21 protein-coding genes are annotated in these 20,234 nt (G+C 66.1%); 6 read left to right on the top strand and 15 right to left on the bottom strand.

All coding sequences use genetic code 11. The features are described 5' to 3' along the window. Positions 1–82 precede the first annotated feature (82 nt). Positions 83–1,474 (top strand): M20/M25/M40 family metallo-hydrolase, encoded by a 1,392-nt coding sequence (locus ACSF9G_RS06990; protein ID WP_436639900.1) that lies wholly within the window; start codon positions 83–85, stop codon positions 1,472–1,474. Between the two features lie 56 nt (positions 1,475–1,530). Beyond that, positions 1,531–2,085, top strand: a complete 555-nt coding sequence (locus ACSF9G_RS06985) for a methylated-DNA--[protein]-cysteine S-methyltransferase (protein WP_436639898.1) — start codon at positions 1,531–1,533, stop codon at positions 2,083–2,085. 27 nt (positions 2,086–2,112) lie between these two features. On the opposite strand, the gene ACSF9G_RS06980 is transcribed toward ACSF9G_RS06985, so the two are convergent. Both ACSF9G_RS06980 and ACSF9G_RS06975 read right to left on the bottom strand, forming a co-directional pair. Continuing rightward, complete coding sequence (locus ACSF9G_RS06980) at positions 2,113–3,003, bottom strand: c-type cytochrome (RefSeq protein WP_436639896.1); 891 nt, start codon at positions 3,001–3,003, stop codon at positions 2,113–2,115. A gap of 21 nt (positions 3,004–3,024) precedes the next feature. After that, on the bottom strand, positions 3,025–3,405 hold the full coding sequence (locus ACSF9G_RS06975) for a c-type cytochrome (protein WP_436639894.1): 381 nt from the start codon (positions 3,403–3,405) through the stop codon (positions 3,025–3,027). 373 nt (positions 3,406–3,778) lie between these two features. On the opposite strand from ACSF9G_RS06975, the gene ACSF9G_RS06970 reads away from it, so the two are divergent. Next, positions 3,779–4,633 carry a branched-chain amino acid aminotransferase gene (locus ACSF9G_RS06970; RefSeq protein ID WP_436639892.1) on the top strand — a complete coding sequence of 285 codons (855 nt, stop codon included), beginning with the start codon at positions 3,779–3,781 and terminating at the stop codon, positions 4,631–4,633. A gap of 35 nt (positions 4,634–4,668) precedes the next feature. Here the strand turns inward: ACSF9G_RS06970 and ACSF9G_RS06965 are convergent, their stop codons facing one another. The 7 genes from ACSF9G_RS06965 to ACSF9G_RS06935 all read right to left on the bottom strand — a co-directional run bounded on the left by ACSF9G_RS06965 (position 4,669) and on the right by ACSF9G_RS06935 (position 10,297). Next, a complete protein-coding gene (locus ACSF9G_RS06965) occupies positions 4,669–4,881 on the bottom strand; it encodes a YgaP family membrane protein (protein ID WP_436639890.1) in 213 nt (70 codons plus the stop codon). Between the two features lie 88 nt (positions 4,882–4,969). Then, positions 4,970–6,388, bottom strand: a complete 1,419-nt coding sequence (locus ACSF9G_RS06960) for a multicopper oxidase family protein (RefSeq protein ID WP_436639888.1) — start codon at positions 6,386–6,388, stop codon at positions 4,970–4,972. Between the two features lie 324 nt (positions 6,389–6,712). Then, complete coding sequence (locus tag ACSF9G_RS06955; protein ID WP_436639886.1) at positions 6,713–7,459, bottom strand: hypothetical protein; 747 nt, start codon at positions 7,457–7,459, stop codon at positions 6,713–6,715. Further along, on the bottom strand, positions 7,459–7,704 hold the full coding sequence (locus ACSF9G_RS06950) for a thioredoxin domain-containing protein (RefSeq protein WP_436639884.1): 246 nt from the start codon (positions 7,702–7,704) through the stop codon (positions 7,459–7,461). Before ACSF9G_RS06950 ends, ACSF9G_RS06955 begins: the two co-directional genes overlap by 1 nt. A gap of 81 nt (positions 7,705–7,785) precedes the next feature. Beyond that, positions 7,786–8,421, bottom strand: coding sequence for a MarR family winged helix-turn-helix transcriptional regulator (locus tag ACSF9G_RS06945; RefSeq protein WP_436639882.1), 636 nt, complete (start codon positions 8,419–8,421; stop codon positions 7,786–7,788). Positions 8,422–8,578: 157 nt separating this feature from the next. After that, positions 8,579–9,559 (bottom strand): magnesium transporter CorA family protein, encoded by a 981-nt coding sequence (locus ACSF9G_RS06940; RefSeq protein ID WP_436639880.1) that lies wholly within the window; start codon positions 9,557–9,559, stop codon positions 8,579–8,581. A 138-nt stretch (positions 9,560–9,697) separates the two neighbouring features. Next, positions 9,698–10,297, bottom strand: a complete 600-nt coding sequence (locus ACSF9G_RS06935) for a superoxide dismutase (protein WP_436639878.1) — start codon at positions 10,295–10,297, stop codon at positions 9,698–9,700. A gap of 230 nt (positions 10,298–10,527) precedes the next feature. Between ACSF9G_RS06935 and ACSF9G_RS06930 the strand changes: the two genes are divergently transcribed. Continuing rightward, complete coding sequence (locus tag ACSF9G_RS06930; protein WP_436639876.1) at positions 10,528–11,874, top strand: TIGR03808 family TAT-translocated repetitive protein; 1,347 nt, start codon at positions 10,528–10,530, stop codon at positions 11,872–11,874. 121 nt (positions 11,875–11,995) lie between these two features. Here ACSF9G_RS06930 and ACSF9G_RS06925 read toward each other — a convergent pair whose 3' ends face one another. The 4 genes from ACSF9G_RS06925 to ACSF9G_RS06910 all read right to left on the bottom strand — a co-directional run bounded on the left by ACSF9G_RS06925 (position 11,996) and on the right by ACSF9G_RS06910 (position 15,388). Next, positions 11,996–13,165 carry an acetyl-CoA acetyltransferase gene (locus ACSF9G_RS06925; protein WP_436639874.1) on the bottom strand — a complete coding sequence of 390 codons (1,170 nt, stop codon included), beginning with the start codon at positions 13,163–13,165 and terminating at the stop codon, positions 11,996–11,998. 64 nt (positions 13,166–13,229) lie between these two features. After that, entirely contained in the window at positions 13,230–14,261 is a 1,032-nt protein-coding gene (locus tag ACSF9G_RS06920) for an asparaginase (protein WP_436639872.1), read from the bottom strand. Between the two features lie 24 nt (positions 14,262–14,285). Further along, positions 14,286–14,738, bottom strand: coding sequence for an RrF2 family transcriptional regulator (locus ACSF9G_RS06915; RefSeq protein ID WP_436639870.1), 453 nt, complete (start codon positions 14,736–14,738; stop codon positions 14,286–14,288). 161 nt (positions 14,739–14,899) lie between these two features. Beyond that, positions 14,900–15,388: a MaoC family dehydratase gene (locus ACSF9G_RS06910; RefSeq protein ID WP_436639868.1), complete on the bottom strand. Its 489-nt coding sequence runs from the start codon at positions 15,386–15,388 to the stop codon at positions 14,900–14,902. Between the two features lie 170 nt (positions 15,389–15,558). On the opposite strand from ACSF9G_RS06910, the gene ACSF9G_RS06905 reads away from it, so the two are divergent. Both ACSF9G_RS06905 and ACSF9G_RS06900 read left to right on the top strand, forming a co-directional pair. After that, a complete protein-coding gene (locus ACSF9G_RS06905; protein WP_436639866.1) occupies positions 15,559–16,812 on the top strand; it encodes an acyl-CoA dehydrogenase family protein in 1,254 nt (417 codons plus the stop codon). Positions 16,813–16,819: 7 nt separating this feature from the next. Next, a complete protein-coding gene (locus ACSF9G_RS06900) occupies positions 16,820–17,488 on the top strand; it encodes a TetR/AcrR family transcriptional regulator (protein ID WP_436639864.1) in 669 nt (222 codons plus the stop codon). 64 nt (positions 17,489–17,552) lie between these two features. On the opposite strand, the gene ACSF9G_RS06895 is transcribed toward ACSF9G_RS06900, so the two are convergent. Both ACSF9G_RS06895 and ACSF9G_RS06890 read right to left on the bottom strand, forming a co-directional pair. Further along, entirely contained in the window at positions 17,553–18,584 is a 1,032-nt protein-coding gene (locus ACSF9G_RS06895; protein WP_436639862.1) for a histone deacetylase family protein, read from the bottom strand. A 114-nt stretch (positions 18,585–18,698) separates the two neighbouring features. After that, positions 18,699–20,060: an aminotransferase family protein gene (locus ACSF9G_RS06890; protein ID WP_436639860.1), complete on the bottom strand. Its 1,362-nt coding sequence runs from the start codon at positions 20,058–20,060 to the stop codon at positions 18,699–18,701. Positions 20,061–20,234 lie beyond the last annotated feature (174 nt).

Raw genomic sequence — 20,234 nt, 5'->3', positions numbered from 1 at the left:
GCCGGATACTTGCCGAGCCACGCGGCTTGCACTAGCCGTTGATGCTAAGCTGCACGCCGGCACACGCACCATAGGAGCTTCCATGACCGCAACCGACAAGGCGCTCTCGGCAATCGATGCGAACCATCCCGCCAGCCTCGACCGGCTGTTCGAGCTGATCCGCATCCCGTCCGTTTCGACCGATCCGGCCCATAATGAGGACTGCCGCAAGGCCGCCGACTGGGTCGTCGAACAGCTGCGCGAGATCGGCTTCGAGGCATCGGCACGAGAGACCGGCGGCCAGCCGATGGTGGTCGGCCATGGCGGCGCCAAGCCCGGCAGCGGCGTGCCACACGTCCTGTTCTACGGACACTACGACGTGCAGCCGGCCGATCCGCTCGACCTTTGGGAAACGCCGCCCTTCGAGCCGCGTCTGGTCGACACGCCGCAGGGCGAGCAGATCGTCGCGCGCGGGGCCTGCGACGACAAGGGCCAGTTCATGACCTTCGTCGAGGCCTGCCGCGGCTGGGTCGACGCGACGGGCAGCCTGCCGATCGCGATCACCGTGCTGATCGAAGGCGAAGAGGAATCCGGCAGCCGCAGCCTCGGCCCGTTCCTGGACTCCCACAAGGACGAGTTGAAGACCGACTTCGCCTTGGTCTGCGATACCGGCATGTGGGACGCCAAGACGCCGGCGATCAACACCATGTTGCGTGGCCTGCTGCTGGAGGAAATCGTCGTCACCGCAGCGAACCGCGACCTGCATTCGGGCATGTATGGCGGGGCGGCGCGCAATCCGATCCGGGTTCTGGCGCGCATCATCGCCGACCTGCACGACGCGGACGGGCGCATCCAGGTGCCGGGCTTCTACGACGGGGTCGAGGAACTCCCCGCCGACGTGAAGGCGCAGTGGGACGGGCTCGGATTCGACGAAAAGGCGTTCCTGGGCGATGTCGGCCTGTCGGTTCCCGCCGGCGAGACGGGCCGGAGCGTCCTAGAACAGATCTGGTCGCGCCCGACCTGCGACGTCAACGGCATCATCGGCGGCTATACCGGCGAAGGCACCAAGACGGTGATCGCCTCGAAAGCCTCGGCGAAGGTGTCGTTCCGTCTTGTCGGCAATCAGGACCCATTCAAGATCCGCGACAGTTTCCGCGCCTTCGTCAAGGAACGCCTGCCGGCGGATTGCAAGGTCGAGTTCATCAGCCACGGCGCGAGCCCGGCCCTGCAGGTCGATGTGTCCGGACCCCAGGTCGCCAGGGCGGCCGCGGCTCTGGAAGCGGAGTTCGACCGGCCGGCGGTGATGATGGGCTGCGGCGGTTCCATCCCGATCGTCGGCGACTTCAAGACCACGCTCGGGGTCGACTCGATCCTGATCGGCTTCGGTCTCGACGACGACAAGGTCCATTCGCCGAACGAGAAGTACAACCTGTCGAGCTTTCATCACGGCACCCGGGCCTGGGCGCGCGTGATCGGGGCGCTGGGCGGGGCGTGATCGAACCGGCCCGGAATCGGGTCGGCGTTCAAGCCGACGGCTGATATCCTTCGGGAATGTCGGCTGTCGGATTTGCCCTTTTCGAAACCGCTATCGGGCCATGCGCCATCGCATGGTCCGAGAGCGGCATCGCGGGCGTGCAATTGCCCGAGGCCTCCACGGAGGCCACGCGGACGCGGATACAGCGGCGGTTTCCGGAGGCCATCGAAATCGCGCCGCCGCCTTCCGTTCAGGACGCAATCGACCGTATCGCGGCGCTGATGGCGGGCAAGCCGAGCGACCTCACCACGATCACACTCGATCTCGAGGGCATTCCGGCGTTCAACCGGCGCGTCTACGACGTGACCCGGGCGATCCCGCCGGGCTCAACGCTGACCTATGGCGAGATCGCCGAGCGGATCGGCGAACCCGGCGCGGCGCAATCGGTCGGCCAGGCCGAAGGCGCCAATCCGTTCCCGATCATCGTGCCCTGCCACCGGGTCCTGGCGGCCGGCGGCAAGGTGGGCGGCTTCTCGGCGCATGGCGGGATCGCCGTGAAACGCAAGATGCTGGCGATCGAGGCCGACGCGGCCGGCCCTGCCCTGCCCTTGTTCGCCCGGCGATCCGACTAGCGGCGACGCGGAACGCGCCGCCTGCACCTACTGTCCCGGCACGCTCTTCAGGTAGGCGGCGATGGCGGCCCGGTCTTCAGGCGTCAGCTCGGCCATATTGCGGACGACCGCGGCCATGCTCGAACCCAGCGTATCGAATTCCGGCGTGAAGCCGGTCTCCAGCGCATAGGCGATGTCGTTCGCGGACCAGTCCTTGAGCCCCGTGGCCGTGATGTCGGGAACCTTGCCCTTCCCATCCGGCGATGGCGCGCCGCTCAGCCACTTGTCGCGCTCGAGTCCGCCGAGGGCGTCGCGCGGCGTGTGGCATTCGCCGCAGTGCCCCGGTCCCGTGACCAGATAGGCGCCGCGGTTGATCTCCTCCGACGCGGCGGGATCCGGCGCGAACGGCTCGCCATCGAAATTCAGCAGTTTCCAGACGCCGAGGGCCCGGCGGATGTTGAAGGGAAACGGCAAGTCATGGCCGGGGATCGCGGTCGAGGCCGGTGCCAACGTGTCGAGAAAGGCCTTCAGATCGATGACGTCCTCCAGTTTCATGCGCTGGTAGGACGTGTAGGGAAACGCCGGATAGTAGTGGCTGCCGTCTGGCGACACGCCATTGACCATGGCATTGGCGAAATCGACCGTCGACCAGCCACCAATGCCGGTATCCGCATCCGGTGAGATGTTGGGAACGTGAAAGGTGCCGAAAGGCGACGGCAGCTCAAGGCCTCCGCCGAGAACGAGCGGGTCTTCCTGGCCGGGCGTGGCGTGGCAGGACGCGCAGCCACCGGCAAAGAACATATAGCGGCCGTGCTCGACGTCAGGCCGGTGGTCGGGCAGATCGCCCGCCGCCAGCGTGCGCGGTGTCGTCAGGAGCCAAAAGGCGCCCGCCCCGATGAGGGCGAGCGCCAGAAATGAAAGGATGATTCGTCTGGTCATGCCGGGAGTATAGCCCGGTTGTCAGCCATCCTTCTTTATCCGGTAGGTCTCGTGACAGCCCTGGCAGGTCTTGCCGAGCGTACCAATGGCCGCCTTGACCCCGTCCAGGTCGGTAATCGGCGTGGCGATGATGGCCGCGGCGGCTTCCTGCAACGCGGCGTCCTTGGCCGCGAAGCCGGCCATGTCTTCCCAGATTTTCGGGCTGGCCGCGGTGTCGCCGCCGGTTTCCGTTCCGGCCGGGAACAGCGCAGTGAAACCCACCGTGCTGTTGAAGAGCACGCGGGCGGCGAGATTGGCGCCGCTTGCCTCGAACGGCGCTTCGCCCTTGGCCATCTTGACCAGCGTTCCCATCGCCGCGCCGTTGTTCTTCATCACCGCCTGGCGGGTGGCGATCGGGTCCATGGCCGCCCAGGCCGCCGCACCGGCGGACAACACGGCGATTGCGGTAGCGGCAAATATCACACGTTTCATGCATTCTGCTCCAGGGTCTGTTTCGGGCGGTGTGCCGCCCGACCTTCGGAAAACCACCGTCGGGACGCAACTCACAGCCGTGTGATCCTCGCCCGCACGGCATCGACAGAAACACGAGGGGGACGGTGGTTATTCCGTGAAGCCGATGCGATCGGGGAACTAATCTTTGTGCGACCGCGAGCGCGGACTCACGCCGGACCAATCGGTGCTAGCGGAATGAAACCCTGCACCGGCATCTGATGCTGCATTGACGATGGCGCGTGAAGGGCTTTCGATAGGGCGCAGACGACGTAGGAGCGCGCGCATGGCGAACTGGTCCCAGACGTGGACGTATCTCGATGGCGAGTGGGTCGATGGCAACCCGCAAATCGTCGGACCGCGCAGCCATGCCTTGTGGCTCGGATCCTGCGTTTTCGACGGCGCCCGAACCTTCGAAGGCGTGTCGCCGGATCTCGACCGCCACTGTGCGCGGGTCAACAACTCGGCGGCCGCGCTCGGCTTGGACCCGACCATGGACGTCGGCGAGATCGTCGAGCTGGCGCAGGACGGAATCGCCAAGTTCGGGGCGGATGCCGAACTCTACATCCGGCCGATGTACTGGGCGGAGGAAGGCGGCTACATGGGCGTGCCCGCGCTGCCCGAGTCGACCCGGTTCTGCCTGTCGATCTACGAAGTGCCGATGCCGGAACCGGCGGGCTTCTCTGTCAGCCTTTCGAAGATCCGCCGGCCGACCCTGGAACAGGCTCCGGTCAACGCCAAGGCGGCGTGCCTCTATCCCAATTCTTCACGGGCACTCAACGAGGTGCGCGAAAAGGGCTTCGAAAACGCCGTGGTGCTCGACGCGATGGGCAATGTGGCCGAGCTCGCCACCGCGAACCTGTTCATGGTCAAGGACGGCAGCGTCCACACGCCCTATCCAAACGGGACCTTCCTGAACGGGATCACACGCCAGCGCATAATCGCGCTGCTGCGCTCCGCCGGCTATCACGTGCACGAGCGCATCATCACCTATCCGGAACTGCTGGACGCGGACGAACTGTTCTCCGCCGGCAACTACGCAAAGGTGTTGCCGGTCAATCGCATCGAGGCCCGCGACCTGCAACCGGGCCCGGTCTATCAGAAGGCCAGAGACCTCTACTGGGAGTGGGCCCACGGCTGAGAGGCCCACTCACCCGACCATACGTCGGGTCCAGGTCAGGCCGACTTCTTCTCCATCGGGCACGTGCGCAGCCCCAGGATGGAATAGGCCGGGCACCACCCCATCACCGCGGTGAGAATCGGCACGACACCAATCCAGCCGACCCATTTCCATGCGATGTCGGCCGGGCCGAACAGCGCGAAAGCGATCAGCGCGATGCCGACGACGATGCGAACGACCTTGTCGGCACTACCAACGTTCTTGTCCATGGTGACCTCCAGTTTCAGCCCGCTTCGACTGCCCCGACACAGGTCGAACCCGAAATACGTCAACCTCACCGGAGCCGGCCGCGTTACGCTAGATCAACACCTCGAACCACGTTTCCATTCCTGCGGCCTGATGTTCGAGCATATGGCAATGTATCATCCATTTGCCGGGATTGTCGGCGATCAGACCGATCGTCGTCTCGGCCCGAGGATCGACCGTGACCGTATCGCGCAGCCCCGGCAACGGCGCTCCCGCATCGTCGTAGATCACGAAGTGGTGACCATGCACATGCATGGAGTGCGGAAATAGCGTGTCGTTGACCATTCGCACCGCGACGGGTTCGCCGATCCTGGCCGAGAACAGCGGTTTTTCCGGCATTCCGGCGACACCGTTCAGCGCCCAGACGAGGCCATGCTCGCTGGCAAGCGTCCGCCCGTCCAGGACCTCTCCTTCGAAGCGCGCCTCCTGAAGGAAGGCCATGGCGCCGCCGCTCATCACCAGGTCGACGATGCGCTCCGGCTTCGCCGGAGGCACGGAAACGGGATTGGCGGACAGGGCCGGCGGCGGACCGGCGCGCGGCGCGCGGCCTTCGCCCGCGTCGAGCACGATCGCCGTCGCCTCGAACGGCTCGCCGGAGACTTCGGCGACCGGGAAGCGCCCGCCGGGCTCGCCGACAAGATCCACGATCAGGTCGACGCGCTGGGCCGGGCCCAGGATCAGCGGCCCGGTGCCAAGCCGGTGCGGCGTGACCGGCTGACCGTCGAGCGCCACGATCCACGGATCGAGATCGCCGAAGCCAAGCTGAAGGATGCGGGCGTTGCAGCTCGAGACTACCCTCAGCCGCACGCGGTCGCCCGCCTTCGCCGCGACCGTCTCGAAGTCCCTGCCGTTCACGGTCAGCACGTTGCCGAGGCGCCCGGCATGGGTGGCATCGTGCAGATTGCCGAAGCTCGCCGTATCGATCTGCCCGTCCTGACCGATCCGCCAGTCGTCGAACTGCAGCACGACATCATGATCAACGTCCGGCGGGCTCGCCTCATCCACGATCAACAGGCCGGACAGGCCGCGGTCGAGCTGCGGGCCGGACCCGTGGACGTGCGGATGGTACCAGTACGTGCCGGCATCGGGGACGGTGAAGCGGTAGTCGAAGCGCTCGCCGGGCTGCACCGGCGCCTGGGTCAGATGCGCCACCCCGTCCATCGCGTTGTCGATCCGGATGCCATGCCAGTGAATGGTGGTCGGCACCTCGAGCCGATTGGTCAGCGTCACCGCCACTTCATCGCCCTGGCGCACACGGATCAGGGGACCGGGGGCGCCGCCCTGGTAGCCCCAGATCGCGGTCGCCGGCTCTTCGTCCGTCAAGAGTTGCGCCGTACCGGGCCGGGCTTCGAGCGCCAATGGTCCGGACGGTGCGGCAAGAAGGTGACGAGGCAGGCCGAGCGTCAGCGCGGCCGCGCCAACCGCTGTCCCAGCCATGAAGCTTCGACGCGACAGGAAATCAATCGACATTCGATTCAACGCTCCCGTGAATGACAGTCCAAAGCGGAGGGGCGAGATCCCGATACTAGCGATACATCTAAGGCAGGCCATTCGAAATTTCACGGCCCGGGCCGTACCAATTCCGATCCGCGCCGTTGTTTCTCCTGCGACGTGCGCAAGGGGGCGCCGGCGGCACCTCGCCACCGCCGGCGTCAGTTCAGGGTCATCCGGACCGTGACCGTCCCGGAAATTGCAGGGGACCGTACGTCGCGGGGGCCTACCTATCGGCAGCTATCGCGATCCCTCCCGGGAAGACCATCGTGGCGGATGGAGGGCGTTGTCGTTGACTGCCCTCTATTCGTTGACCCTGCCCGGCAGGCTCAGGTCTCCGGACGCGACATCGAAGACATCCGTCACGCACAGGAGCGGCGCGTGGACATTGGCGTTCACGCGAAGCCCCGAGGTCACACCATCGAACTTCGCGGCATTGACCACGGAGATGTCGGAGAACGGCACACGAACCTCGACCGTTTCCGCGTCAAGAACCGGGTCCCAGCCGGGACTGTCGATCAGGATGGGCAGGCCCGGCCACGTCGCCGGCAAGCGCGGCTTGGCCCCATCCGGGATGTCGATCACCTTGAGCGCGCCCTCGCCGCAGGCATCGTCGGGACCGAGGACCACCCAATGGCTGTGCCACAGGTCGCCGTCATTGCCCAGATCGCCGTCGCCATTCTCGTCAAATAGCGGCGTATCGTCGAAGTCGGGATGCGCGGTGATCACCATGGACAGGATGCCCGCCTTCGGCTCGAAACCGACGACGGCGGGGTCCACGCTGGTTGGCCAGACATAGGCGAATACGTGCGAACCGGCGAGCTTTCCGGTGGCTGCGGGCCTGGATTGACCGGCCTTGCCGGAGACGGCCATGTGAAACACCGCAACGTTGCCTTCGGTCGTGATCCTGGCGTGAACCAGATCGAAGTCGGGCATCGCCGTATTCGACCCTTCGGCCTTGATGCCGCCGGTCCCGTCATGTGCCTGGACTGCCGTTGCCGCGATAGCCAACGCCGCGGAGGCGGCAAGCGCGATGGTGCGCGCCGTCATCACGCACCTCCCTTCAGATCGTCGAGCGAGGCGCCGAAGTTGATGTGGTAGGGATGCCCGTCCATGACGAAGGCGGGAACGGACGTCACACCGGCGGCCTCGGCTTCGGCGATCCGATCGGGTGCTTCGCCCAGATGCACGACTTCGACATCGTACCGATCGGGGTCCAGCGCATCGGCAAACCGGCGCTCGGCATCGACGCAAACGGCGCAGCCGGCGTGGTAGAACTTCGTACTTTGTGTCATGATTTATCGCTTCCTTTCTTTCCCTAGAGGGGTGGCGATTTCGAGCGTCCCGGTCGTTGCAGCGAACGGGACGCTCATTCCTCAATCCGACGCCGCCTCCAGAAAGCGCGTCCACTGGCGCGCCTTGTCGGCGTCGTCGGCCTCTTCGTGGTCGCCGCAATCGAGGCGCAGCGACGCGTCCCCGAAGGCGGCATCCACGAATGCGCAATGGTGCGGTTTGTCCGAACCAGGGTGCGCATTGGGGCGAAAGAACCGGCACGTCACGCAAAGACGTTGCGGTTCGATCAATCCGGATTCCTGCAATGAACGAATGATTCCGGTCAGGGATCGGCGCAGGCCCGCTTGGTCTTCCGGTCGCAGCCTTGCGACGGCGGTCAGCAACTCCGGCGGATAGGCACCGCTTTCCTGCGCCGCGCGACGACCGCTTTCCGTCAGTCCCACCAAGACCGCGCGGCCATCGCGCGGATCCGGGCTCTTCTCGACCAGTCCCTTGCCGCGCAGAGCCGTCACGGCATCGCTAGCGGTCGCGTGCGTCACACCGAGCTGTCCGGCAAGCGCCTGCACGCGGTCTGGCCCCAGCCGATACAGGGTCGTGAGGATGCCGATCTGCGTGGGGGTAAGACCGCTCTGCTCGCCCGCGCGCCATTGCGCGGTTCTCAGCACAGCCCCGATTTTCGCCAGCCCGAAGGCGACCTGTTCCGTCAATTCGTTCGCCATGCATTTTGTATAGGACTCCTATATTTTATGATCAAGCGTTTTCTGGACCAACGGCAGGCCCTCGAGCCGCGCCGGGAGCGAGGCCCGGTTCCTTCGCGGTTATCCGAGGCGACTTATGGAAGTGCGAATCGCCGAGAGGAACCTGCCGGAAGCGGGTCTACAGCCAGCCCTTGCGCTTGAAATAGAAGTAGGGCGCGAGCGCGGAGGCGATCATCACGACGAGGACCAGCGGATAGGCCCACTTCTCATTGAGCTCCGGCATGAACTGGAAGTTCATGCCGTAGATGGAGGCGATCAGCGTCGGCGGCATCATGGCGACCGCGGCAACCGAGAAGATCTTGATGATGTTCGTCTGCTCGATGTTGATGAGCCCCATCGTCGCGTCGAGCAGGAACTCCGTCTTGGTTGCCAGATAGGTGGCGTGGTCGGCCAGCTGATTGGCATCGCGCACCGCCGTCTTCAGGTGCAGCTTGACGTCCTTCGACAGCTTCACCGATCCCGGCCCGGCCGACATGAACGTGAGAAGGCGCGAAATCGTCACAAGGCTCTCGCGGGCCTTGGAGGTCAGGTCGCCGGTGCGGGCGATGCGCGCGACCGTCTTCCTGAAATCATCGGTCTTTATGGGCTTCGAGGATTCGCGCAGGAAGACGTCGTCGCCGATGCGGTCAGCATCCAGGCCGGCATGTTCCAGAACGTCGGCGATGCGGTCGATGAAGGCCTCGATCAGCCCGACAAGCACGAAATCGGCGTTCTGGCAGGCGGGACCGATCTTCGGGGCGCGCTGCAAGAAAAGCGTGATCGGCCGCGGCTCGGCATACCGCACGGTCACCAGACGGCGCCCGACCAGAATGAACGTGACGTCGGTCAGGGTGGGGTTCTCGCCATCGGCGTTCAGAAGCGCGACGACGGTCATGTACAGCGCGCCGTCTTCCTCGAACAGGCGGCTGGACACCTCGATCTCGCGCATTTCCTCGCGGCTCGGCACGTCGATCGTCAGCCAGTGCTCGAGCTGCGCCTCCTCCTCCGAGGTCGGATTCAGGAGGTCTATCCAGACTGCATCGGACGGCAAGTCGGGCCGAGCGCCGGCGTCCGGCACCAGCTGCAAGCCCCGATCCGTCGCGACATGGATGCTCAGCATGGCGCCATTCCCTTGTTCGTGGTCTCACTCGCGTAGTCCGGCGCAGACCGCATGGCAAGGGCAGCAGCGAACTATGACGCGCATATGAAAAACGGGGCGCGAGGCCCCGTTTTCCGTGAAAAGGCGTTCGATATGGCGTCAGGACGCTTTTTCGAACTGCTCCTCGACATATTCCCAGTTGATCAGGTGATCGACCCAGGCGGCGAGATAGTCCGGGCGCCGGTTGCGATAGTCGATGTAATAGGAATGCTCCCACACGTCGCAGCCGAGAATCGGGGTCGCGCCGTGCACCAGCGGGCTCTCGCCGTTGGCCGTCTTCATCACTTCGAGCTTGCCATCCTTCACGGCCAGCCAGCTCCAGCCAGACCCGAACTGGGTCACGCCGGCATTGATGAACGCCTCGCGGAACTTGTCGTAGCCGCCGAGATCGGACTCGATGGCGCTGGCAAGCTTCTCGGGAAGCTTGTTGCCGCCGCCATTCGGCTTCATCCAGTTCCAGAAATGGAGATGGTTGTAATGCTGACCGGCGTTGTTGAAGAGCCCCTGGTTCTTGCCGAAGGAGCCCTTGACGACCTCCTCCAGGCTCTTGCCTTCCCACTCGGTGCCCTTGAGCAGGTTGTTACCGTTGTTGACGTAAGCCAGGTGATGCTTGTCGTGATGGAATTCCAGCGTCTCGGCCGACATATACGGCGCCAATGCGTCGTAAGCGTAGGGCAGATCGGGAAGTTCGAAAGCCATTTTTGTCCCTCCTCGTGCGGTGAACCGGTTCAGGGGAATGTGAAGCTCAGGAGCCTGTCCACGGCTGCCCCCAACCGCTGCACATAGATAGGCCGTGGGACCGGTGTGGGCAACATGGCAGGTGGCAATGTCCAGAATTCTCGTTGTGCCGGGCCGTTAACCGGGCGGAGCGATCCGCGTGCCATGCTGGTCGCGCCTCGTTTGGCGTCGGGATTTCTGGTGGAGAGGTCATGATTGCGACAACGCGGATAACCCGCCGCGGGTTCCTTCTTTCCGGCGCGGCCCTCGCCGCGACGGGGGCCGCCGCGCGGCCGGCATGCGCGCAGGCCTATGGCCTCGACGCGGCGCGATTCGGCATCGTCGCCGACAGCACGACCGACCAGACAGCCGCGCTACAGCGGGCGGTCGACGAGACGCGGATCACCGGCACGCCGCTGTTCCTGCCGCCGGGACGCTATCTTGCAACCGGCCTGGTGCTGCGCTCCGGCGCCCGCATCACCGGCATCGCCGGCGCAAGCCGACTAGTGGCGCTCGGCGACAGCGCGCTTGTGGCCGCGCAGGGCGGCGACACCGTTGGCCTCGACGGGCTCGTGTTCGACGGCATGGCGCGCGCACTCGGCGGCGCCCAGGCACTGGTCGACCTGACCGGGATCAAGGCCGTATCCATCACCGATTGCACGATCGAGAACAGCTGGGCCGACGGGCTCTATCTGAACGACTGCGGCGGCCGCGTCGCCAACACCTCCATCAGCGGGGCGCTCGGCGCCGGCCTGTTCTCGCTCGACGGCAACGACCTCGACATCACCGGCAACCATGTCTTCGACTGCGGCGACAATGGCATCATGGTCTGGCAGTCGACGAAGCAGCCGGACGGAGCGATGATCGCGAACAACCGTGTGGAACGCATCCACAACCGGTCCGGCGGCGACGGGCCCTACGGCAACGGCATCGTCGTCTTCCGCGGCGGCGACGTCACCGTGACCGGCAATCATGTGCGCGACTGCACCTTTTCCGCGATCCGCGTCAATTCCGGTTCCAACGTCATCGTCGCCCAGAACAACTGCACCCGGCTCGGCGAAGTGGCGATATTCGTCGAGTTCGCCTACGACGGGGCGGTGGTGGCCAACAACATCGTCGACACGGCGACGCACGGCATTTCCGTCACCAACCTCGACCAGGGCGGCCATCTCGCCGTCGTCTCGGGCAACCTGATCCGCAATATCGAGATCGGTGATTTTCCGGAGCCCCGCGGCAACGGCATCTTCGTCTCCGCCGACACGACCCTGACCGGCAACGTCGTGGAGAACGCCGCGGCCTCGGGCTTCGCGCTCGGCTTCGGCCCCTATCTGCGCAACGTCACGGCGACCGGCAATGTCGTGCGCAAGGCCGCCGTCGGCTTCGAGATCTCGGTCGTCGAGGGCATCGAAGCCGTGCTCGTCACTGACAACGTGATCTCGCAGGTCTCGAAGGCGGCGATCCTCGGCATGGAATGGGACACCGTCGTCACCGGCGACCTCGCCGAAGACAGTGCGGAGGTCTATCCCGCGCTGACGATTGCCCGGAACCGGGTGGGGTGAGGCACGGCGGACAAAAGCCCGGAGCGCGCCAGAACATGACGCGAGGCTCAAGTCCTTCGATGATCCCTTAAACGGTCTATGCCGGGGCGCGCCCGGCACAGACGGACACCCCGGGACAGTCCTACTTGATCCGCTCGAGGATCGAGACGTAGTTGGCCACCGCGGCGCCGCCCATGTTGAAGATGCCGCCCAGTTCGGCGTTCTCGATCTGCATGCCGTCCGGCGCGTTGCCGCAGAGCTGCATGGCGGTCAGCGCGTGCATGGAGACGCCGGTGGCGCCGATCGGGTGGCCCTTTGCCTTCAGGCCGCCCGAGGGGTTGACCGGCAGGCGCCCGCCGATTTCGGTCTGGCCTTCGAGCGCAATCTTCGCGCCCTGCCCTTCTGGCGCCAGCCCCATCGCCTCGTATTCGATCAGTTCCGCGATAGTGAAGCAGTCATGGGTCTCGACAAAGGAGAGATCGTCGATCTTGACGCCGGCCTGTGCCAGCGCCCGCTTCCAGGCCTCGGCTCCGCCTTCGAACTTGAGGATGTCGCGCTTCGACATCGGCAGGAAATCCTGCACATGGCTCGCGGCGCGGAATGCGACCGCGCGGTTCATCCGAAGCGCGGTCTCGGTATCGGCCAGCACGATCGCCGCGGCGCCGTCGGAGACCAGCGAGCAGTCGGTGCGCTTCAGCGGGCCGGCGACGAGCGGGTTCTTCTCGCTTTCGACGCGGCAGAACTCGTAGCCGAAGTCCTTGCGCATCTGGGCGTAGGGGTTGTTGACGCCGTTCTTGTGGTTCTTCGCGGCGATCCGGGCCAGCGCGTCGGACTGGTCGCCCCAGCGCTGGAAGTAGTTGTGGGCGATCTTGCCGAAGACACCGGCGAACCCGGCCGGCGTTTCGCCGTCCTCCGGCAGATACGAGGCCTTCAGCAGGATATTGCCGATTTCCGGGCCAGGCGTCGCCGTCATCTGCTCGACGCCGACGACGAGCACGACCTTGGCGGCGCCGGCGCGGATCGTCTTGATGCCCTGGTGAACGGCGGCCGACCCGGTGGCGCAGGCGTTCTCGACGCGCGTCGCCGGCTTGAAGCGCAGGTCGTCGCTCGACTGCAACACCAGCGAGGCGGTGAAGTCCTGCGGAGAAAAGCCGCCATTGAAATGGCCCAGCACGATCTCGTCGACGTCCTTCGGACCAATACCTGCATGTGCAAGTGCTTGGTTCGCAGCCGTGACGATGAGGTTCTCGACGGTCTCGCCCTCGAGCTTTCCGAAGGGCGAATGGGCCCAGCCGACGATGCAGGCGGTCATGGCAGATCTCCCATGTTTTGGTTCATCGATTTATAGGCGAGCGGCGCGGCTCCGCCAACAGCGATCAGCGCATGGCAGCCGCGATCCGGTCGCGAACGGCGGCGGCGACACGGATCTCGCCGACCCGAAGATCCATGCGGTTCACGACCGGCGGATTGGCCATCGGCGCGACCGCCGCCTTCTGACTGTCGTTCAGCCCGGCGCACGCGAGGACGGTGGCGGCCATCAGCGCCTCCGAGGCCCGCGAGGCACCATCGTCGATCTTCAGGGCGACGCCAAGGCCGGTCTCGGGGAAGGCGGCGCAGAACACGCCTTCGGCACCGGTCTTGACGAAGGCCTGCGGTCCGGCCCGCTGCATCAACAGGGTGCAGAACCTGCCCGACCCCGCGACCATGAAGGGATGCGCTAGGCAGGCCTCGCGGATACGCTTCAGCGCCGCCGCGCGGCCTTCGCCGACGCCCTCGCCCGTGGCGACCCGCGCAAACGCGACGGCCCAGGCGTCGAGCGGCGCGGCCCAGGTCGGGATCGAGCAGCCGTCGATGCCGCAGCGGTCCGCCGACAGCGCGGCGCCGGTCATGTCCTGCATCGCCTGCCGCACGCGGCGCTGAACCGGATGATCCGCGGTCGAATAGCCCTTCGGATCGACGCCCATGTGGACCGCCAGAGCCAGCATGCCGGCGTGCTTGCCGGAGCAATTGTTGTGGATGCGGCCGGGCACCCGACCGGCCTGGCGCAGGGCGCATCGGTCCTCGTCGCGGGCCGGCGGCTGCGGGCCGCATTCGAGGTCGCTTTCGTCGCGCCCGGCCTTGGCGAGCATTGAACGGGCCGCCTCGACGTGGGCCGGCTCGCCGTTGTGGGAGGAACAGGCGAGCGCGATCTCGGCCGGCGTGAACCCGAAGGCATCGGCACCGCCGTCCTCGACCAGCGGGAGCGCCTGCAAGGCCTTCACCGCCGAGCGGGGATAGACGGGCGAATGCGTGTCGCCGAGGGTAAACACGATGCGGCCCTTCGCATCGGCGATGGCCAGGGCGCCGCGATGACGGCTTTCGACCAGCGGGCCACGGGTGACTTCGACGACGACGGGACTGGCGGACAAATCGGCGGCCCTATGCGATTGCGGTCAACCGACCGGCGCCAGCCTCTCCAGGAGATCCGGTGCACCGGGCCGTGCCGGACGCGCGCTGACGAGGTCGAGCAGCGTGTGCTGATCGAGCACCTCGATGAAGGCGCTCAGCGCGTCGTCGAGGATGCGGTTGATCGGCGCGACCGGGCGAATGGCGCAGTCGGCGCCGCCGCCGAAGCACTCGGCCTCGATATGCGTTTCCTCGGTGACGCGCACGACGTCGCCGATGCGGATATCCCCGGGCTCGCAGGCGAGCTTGATGCCGCCGCCGCGGCCGCGCGTCGTCTCCAGGAAACCGCCCTCGACCAGCATCGGCACGATCTTGAAGACGTTGTGCTCGGTGATGTGCTGGGTGCGCGCGATCTCGGCAACCGTCACCGACCGCTCTGGCGACAGCGCGCAGTGAAGAAGGATGCGCAGGGCGTATCCGGTCTGCTTGGTCAACCGCATGAGTCAGGCCTTGTAGCTACGGTCCGGGCGGTCCGGAAAATCCCGGACGGCGCATCTGATTTCAATTTCCGGTTCAGGCGCGCAATCCGGCGCATTCCCCGGAATACGACGGTGAACCCCTAATCTAGGCAATTTCGGGACCGGGCGCCATAGGCGGCCCGTCAGGCGACACCGTCGCTCAAGTAGGCACGGACCCGCCACAGGGCGACGACAGCAGGCTTTTCCTCGTCCTCGACCTCAAGAACGGCTTCGTAGAGGAGATCGGCGATCGTCGGCTCGGTCGAATCGACCTCCTTGAGCGTCAATATCGCCCGAATCTTCCGGCCCGAGCGCACCGGGGCGACGAACCGCACCCGGTCGAAGCCGTAATTCACGCCCATGGCCGTCCCGGCGATGGACGGCATGACCTCGCCGGCCAGCCCGCCCAGGAGCGACAGGGTCAGGAAACCGTGGGCTACGGTGGTGCCGAACGGCGTCCCGGCGGCCCGCTCCGGATCGACGTGGATGAACTGGTGATCGCAGATCAGGTCGGCGAACTGGTCGATCATCGGCTGGTCGACGAGACGCCAGCGGGATTGCCCCACGTGAGTACCGATCTTGGCCTTGAGCGTGTCGATATCGACCGGTTCCGGTCTCGAAGTGGTGTCCATGCCGGGTCCTTAACGCGTCGGGACGGATCCGCCAAGGGCTACCGCGCAGTGCGTTCCCGCATCCGTAGTTACCACAGGCTTGAATTCAAACGCGCGTTTGAATTAACGTGTGCTCAGATCACAGCCAAAGCGGGACGGCCCCCAAAGCGGGACGCCCCAAGGAGGAGCCAATGGATTTCGACTATTCGCCACGCGTGAAGGACCTGCGCGAGAAGCTCCTCGCCTTCATGGCCGAGCACGTCTATCCGAACGAACCGGCGCTCTACGCCCAGATCGACGAGGGCGGCGACCGCTGGACGACACTGCCGCTGCTGGAGGAACTGAAGCAGGAAGCGCGCAATCAGGGCCTGTGGAACCTGTTCCTGCCGGAATCGAAGGTCGGCGCGGGCCTCACCAATGTCGAGTACGCGCCACTGTGCGAGATCATGGGGCGCAGCCATTTCGCTCCGGAAATGTTCAACTGCTCGGCGCCGGACACCGGCAATATGGAAGTGTTCGAGCGCTATGGAACGCCCGAACAGAAGGCACAGTGGCTGACACCGCTGCTCAACGGCGAGATCCGCTCCGGCTTCTCGATGACGGAGCCGGCGGTCGCCTCGTCGGATGCGACCAACATCCAGATGGAAATACGCCGCGAGGGCGACGAATACGTCATCAACGGGCGCAAGTGGTGGAGTTCCGGCGCCGGCGATCCGCGCTGCCGGATCCTAATCGTCATGGGCAAGACCGATCCGGACAATCCGGACCGGCACAAGCAGCAATCGATGATCCTGGTGCCGCTGCCGCATCCTGGCGTGACGATCGTCCGCCATCTGCCGGTCTTCGGCTTCGACGACGCCCCGCACGGGCACATGGAAATCGCGTTCGACAACGTGCGCGTGCCCGCCTCCAACATTCTGCTCGGCGAGGGGCGCGGCTTCGAGATCGCGCAGGGTCGCCTCGGCCCGGGCCGTATCCATCACTGCATGCGGATCATCGGCGTCGCCGAACGGGCGCTGGAGCGCATGTGCCGGCGACTGGAATCGCGCGACGCCTTCGGCGGGCCGATCGCCAACCAGTCGATCTGGTCCGAGCGCATCGCCGAATCCCGCATCGCCCTCGACCAGGCACGGCTCCTGACCCTGCACGCGGCCTGGAAGATGGATACGGTCGGCAACAAGGAGGCCCGCATCGAGATCGCCGAGATCAAGGTCGCGGCGCCGCATGCGGCGATCAAGGTCATCGACTGGGCGATCCAGGCCTTCGGCGCCGGCGGCGTCGCCGACCACATCATGTCGAACGCCTACGCCTATGCCCGCACCGTGCGCATCGTCGACGGGCCCGACGAGGTGCATCGCAACCAGATGGCGCGGCTGGAACTTCGCAAATACCGCAATACCGATCCGGCCCGCACCGGCGGAGAGGGCAGCGTGTACCTGGCGTAACGCCGAGATGGCCGGCACCGCAAAAGGGGAACAGGCCAGCCCCCGTGGCGAGGAGACGCGAACGCTGATCCTCGACACGGCCGAGGGCATGTTCGCCACGCACGGCTATTCCGGCGTCACCATGCGGGCGCTGACGGCCGCGGCCGGGGTCAACCTGGCCGCGGTGAACTATCACTTCGGCTCGAAGGACGCGCTGCTTCTGGAGGTGTTCCGGCGCGGCGGCCTAGCGATCAACCGGGAGCGGGCCCGTCTGCTGCGCGCGGCGGAGGCGCGGTCGGCACCCGATCCCGCCCCCGTCAGCGAAATCCTGCGCGCCCTGTTCGAGCCGCCCCTGCGGGCCACCCTGACGGAGCAGCGAAAGACCGGCGGCCGGTCGATCTACATGCAGTTCGTCGCCCGCGCCGTCCTGGACGGCCCACCGGAAATGCGTGCGTTGATCGAGCGAGACGTGCGCCACCTGGAACGCTTCGTCGACGCGCTGTCCCGCGCCCTGCCCCATCTGCGGCGTGAAGACCTGTTGTGGCGCTTCCACTTCGCCATGGGCGCGCTGCACGCGCTCTATCACGACCTGCGACGGCTGGAGGCACTTTCCGGCGGCGCCTGCGACCTCGCCGACGTCGAGGCGATCATCGGCCGCGTGGTCGACTTCGCCGCGGCGGGGTTGGAGGCCGAATAGGGACCGCCGGGGCGGAAACGCGATGCCCGGGTCGATCCCTGGCATGACGTGCCCGGGGATCGGTCTATACTGTGTGCTGCGCCGCGAAGCCGGTGAGAAAGCGCGTCAGGTTCCTGCCCAGATCGTCGCAGAGATAGCCGCCCTCCTGGACGATCACCGTCGGCAGGCGCAAGCCGGCGATCTTCTCGCCGATACGGCCAAAGCCGTCCGTCGAGACCCTCAGGCCGCCGAACGGATCGCCTTCGTAGGCGTCCAGGCCGAGCGCAACGACGAGCGCGCCGGGACTGTAGGCTCGGATGCGGGCAATGGCGCTGTCGAGGGCCTCGAGGAAGGCGGCATCGGCGGAATGGCGCGCCAGCGGCAGGTTCATGTTGTAGCCGTAGCCGGCGCCCTCCCCGCGCTCGTCCTCGTATCCCCAGAAGAACGGATAGAAGCGCGACGGATCGCAGTGGAGCGAGACGGTGAGCACATCGGCGCGGTCGTAGAACATGCCCTGCGTGCCGTTGCCGTGATGCAGGTCGACGTCGAGGATGGCGACGCGGTCGTGGACCGCGCGCAGACCCTGCGCGGCGACGCCCGAATTGTTCACGTAGCAGAAGCCGCCGGCCATGTCGGCAAAGGCGTGATGGCCGGGCGGACGCGACAGCGCGTAGACCGACGCGGCCCCGTCGAGAACGGCCGTCGTCGCCTGCACCGCCGTCGACGCGGACAGGCGCACCGCCTCCCAGGTATCCGCCGAGATCGGACAGGCGGTGTCGGCCATGTGATAGCCGGCCTGGCCGTCGACGGAGCGCGGATAGCCGGACCGGCTGCGAACCGGATGGACGTTCGGGATCACTTCGGCGGACGCGCCCTGGCGGCGGGTCCAGCGCGCGTGGGCGCTCATCAGAAATTCGATGTAGGCGGGCGAATGCACCGCCGAGATCGGCCCGGGCCCCTGCTCCACGGTCAATTCGTGCTCGAGACCGGCCTCGATCGCGCCGGCCAGCAGCCGGTCGGCGCGTTCGGGCATTTCCGGGTTCTGGGTGATGACGCCGCTTGCGACGAAATGCTTCGGATAATGCCGCTTCTGGGCTTCGTTGTAGACGACCTTCATTTCAGTTCCGGTTCCTGCAGCATCGATTCACGCCATAAGTGTAACGACATACGGGCGGGCGCGTCCGAGCCTATCCGTAATGCCCGACGAGATCGACGCTTTCGCCGGACCGCGTCACCCGTTCCCCTTCGGCAGACCGAGCTCGTCGGACAGCGCGTCGAACGACGCGGTGAGTTTGTCCATGATCTCGGCGACATGATCCTCGGTCGCGATCATCGGCGGGCAGACGAGGAAATGATCGCCCTCGCGCCCGCCGCGGGTGCGGCGGGAATAGATGATCAGGCCGCGTTCATAGGCGTGCTCGACCAGCCGGATATAGGCATTGTCGCTTACCGGAAGCGGCGCCATCGTGTCGCGTTCGGATACCAGTTCGAACGCCAGCAGGAGGCCCCTGCCGCGCACGTCGCCGATGAAGGGATAGTGCGCCATCAGGCCGGTGAGTTCGGCCTTCAGGTGATCGCCGATCCGCGCGGCGTTGCCCATAAGGTCCCGCTCCAGGATCTCGTCGAGAACCGCGAGACCGGCGGCGCAGGAGAGCGGATTGCCGGCATAGGTGTAGCCATGAATGAAGCCGCCGTTATCGAGCACCGGATCGACCAGCGCGCGGTCGGCGATCATCGCACCGAGCGGCGCATAGCCGGCGGCGAAGCCCTTTGAGACGACGACGATATCGGGCCGGATGCCCCAGTGCTCGGCGGCGAGGAACTTGCCGGTACGCCCCGCCCCGCTCATCACCTCGTCATAGATCAGGAGAATGCCGAACTCGTCACAGATCTCACGGATGCGCGCGTAGTACGGGTCGGGCGCGACCAGCGCGCCGGTCGAGGCACCGCCGACCGGCTCCATGATGAAGCCCAGCACCGTCTCCGGCCCCTGCCGCAGGATCTCCTGCCTGAGCATCTCGGCATAGCGCAGGCCGCGCTCGTCCATCGAGAGCGGGTCGCGGTCGAGATAACAGGTCGGCGCGGGAATTCGCGGCATCTCGCGCAGCATCGGCGAGAACGGCGCGGTCATCAGCGCCATGCCGGTCACGGCCAGAGCGCCGAGCGTAGAGCCGTGATAGGAGGGATAGCGCGAGATTACTTTCCAGCGGCTTGCCTGGTCCGTCGCCACGGCCCACTGGCGGGCGAGCTTCAGAGCGCTCTCCACCGCTTCGGACCCGCCGGAAACGAAGAATACGCGATCGAGACCGTCCGGCATCAGCCCGGCAACGCGGCGGGCGAGCGTCTCCGCCGGTTCGTTTTCGAAATGCAGCCGATAGCCGAAGGTCGCCTTGTCCATCTGATCGCGCATGGCGGCCAGCACACGCGGATTGGAATGGCCGATGTTGGAGACCATCGCGCCGGACGACCCGTCCAGGTAGCGGTTGCCGTCGACATCCCACAGGTAGACGCCCTCGGCCCGGTCGAGCAGCGGCCGGCGGGCGCGGGACTGGTAGAACAGGTTCGACGGCGGGCGGGCGGCTTTCTGATCCATGGCGGCATATTCCGGCATCGCGGACATCGCGCAAACAGATAAAGCGAACGACCGCTGTCGCGTCTTGCGATGGCCGGCCAGCGTTTCGGGGCGGCTTAACACGAACAATCCCGCGAAAGGCCCGGAGTCAAGGATCGAGCGGCAGGTGGCAACGCTGCCGATCAGGTCCTCAAA

Source organism: Microbaculum mangrovi, from assembly GCF_051390635.1.
GTDB lineage: Bacteria > Pseudomonadota > Alphaproteobacteria > Rhizobiales > Tepidamorphaceae > Microbaculum.
This window is presented reverse-complemented; position numbering and strand designations above follow the sequence as displayed.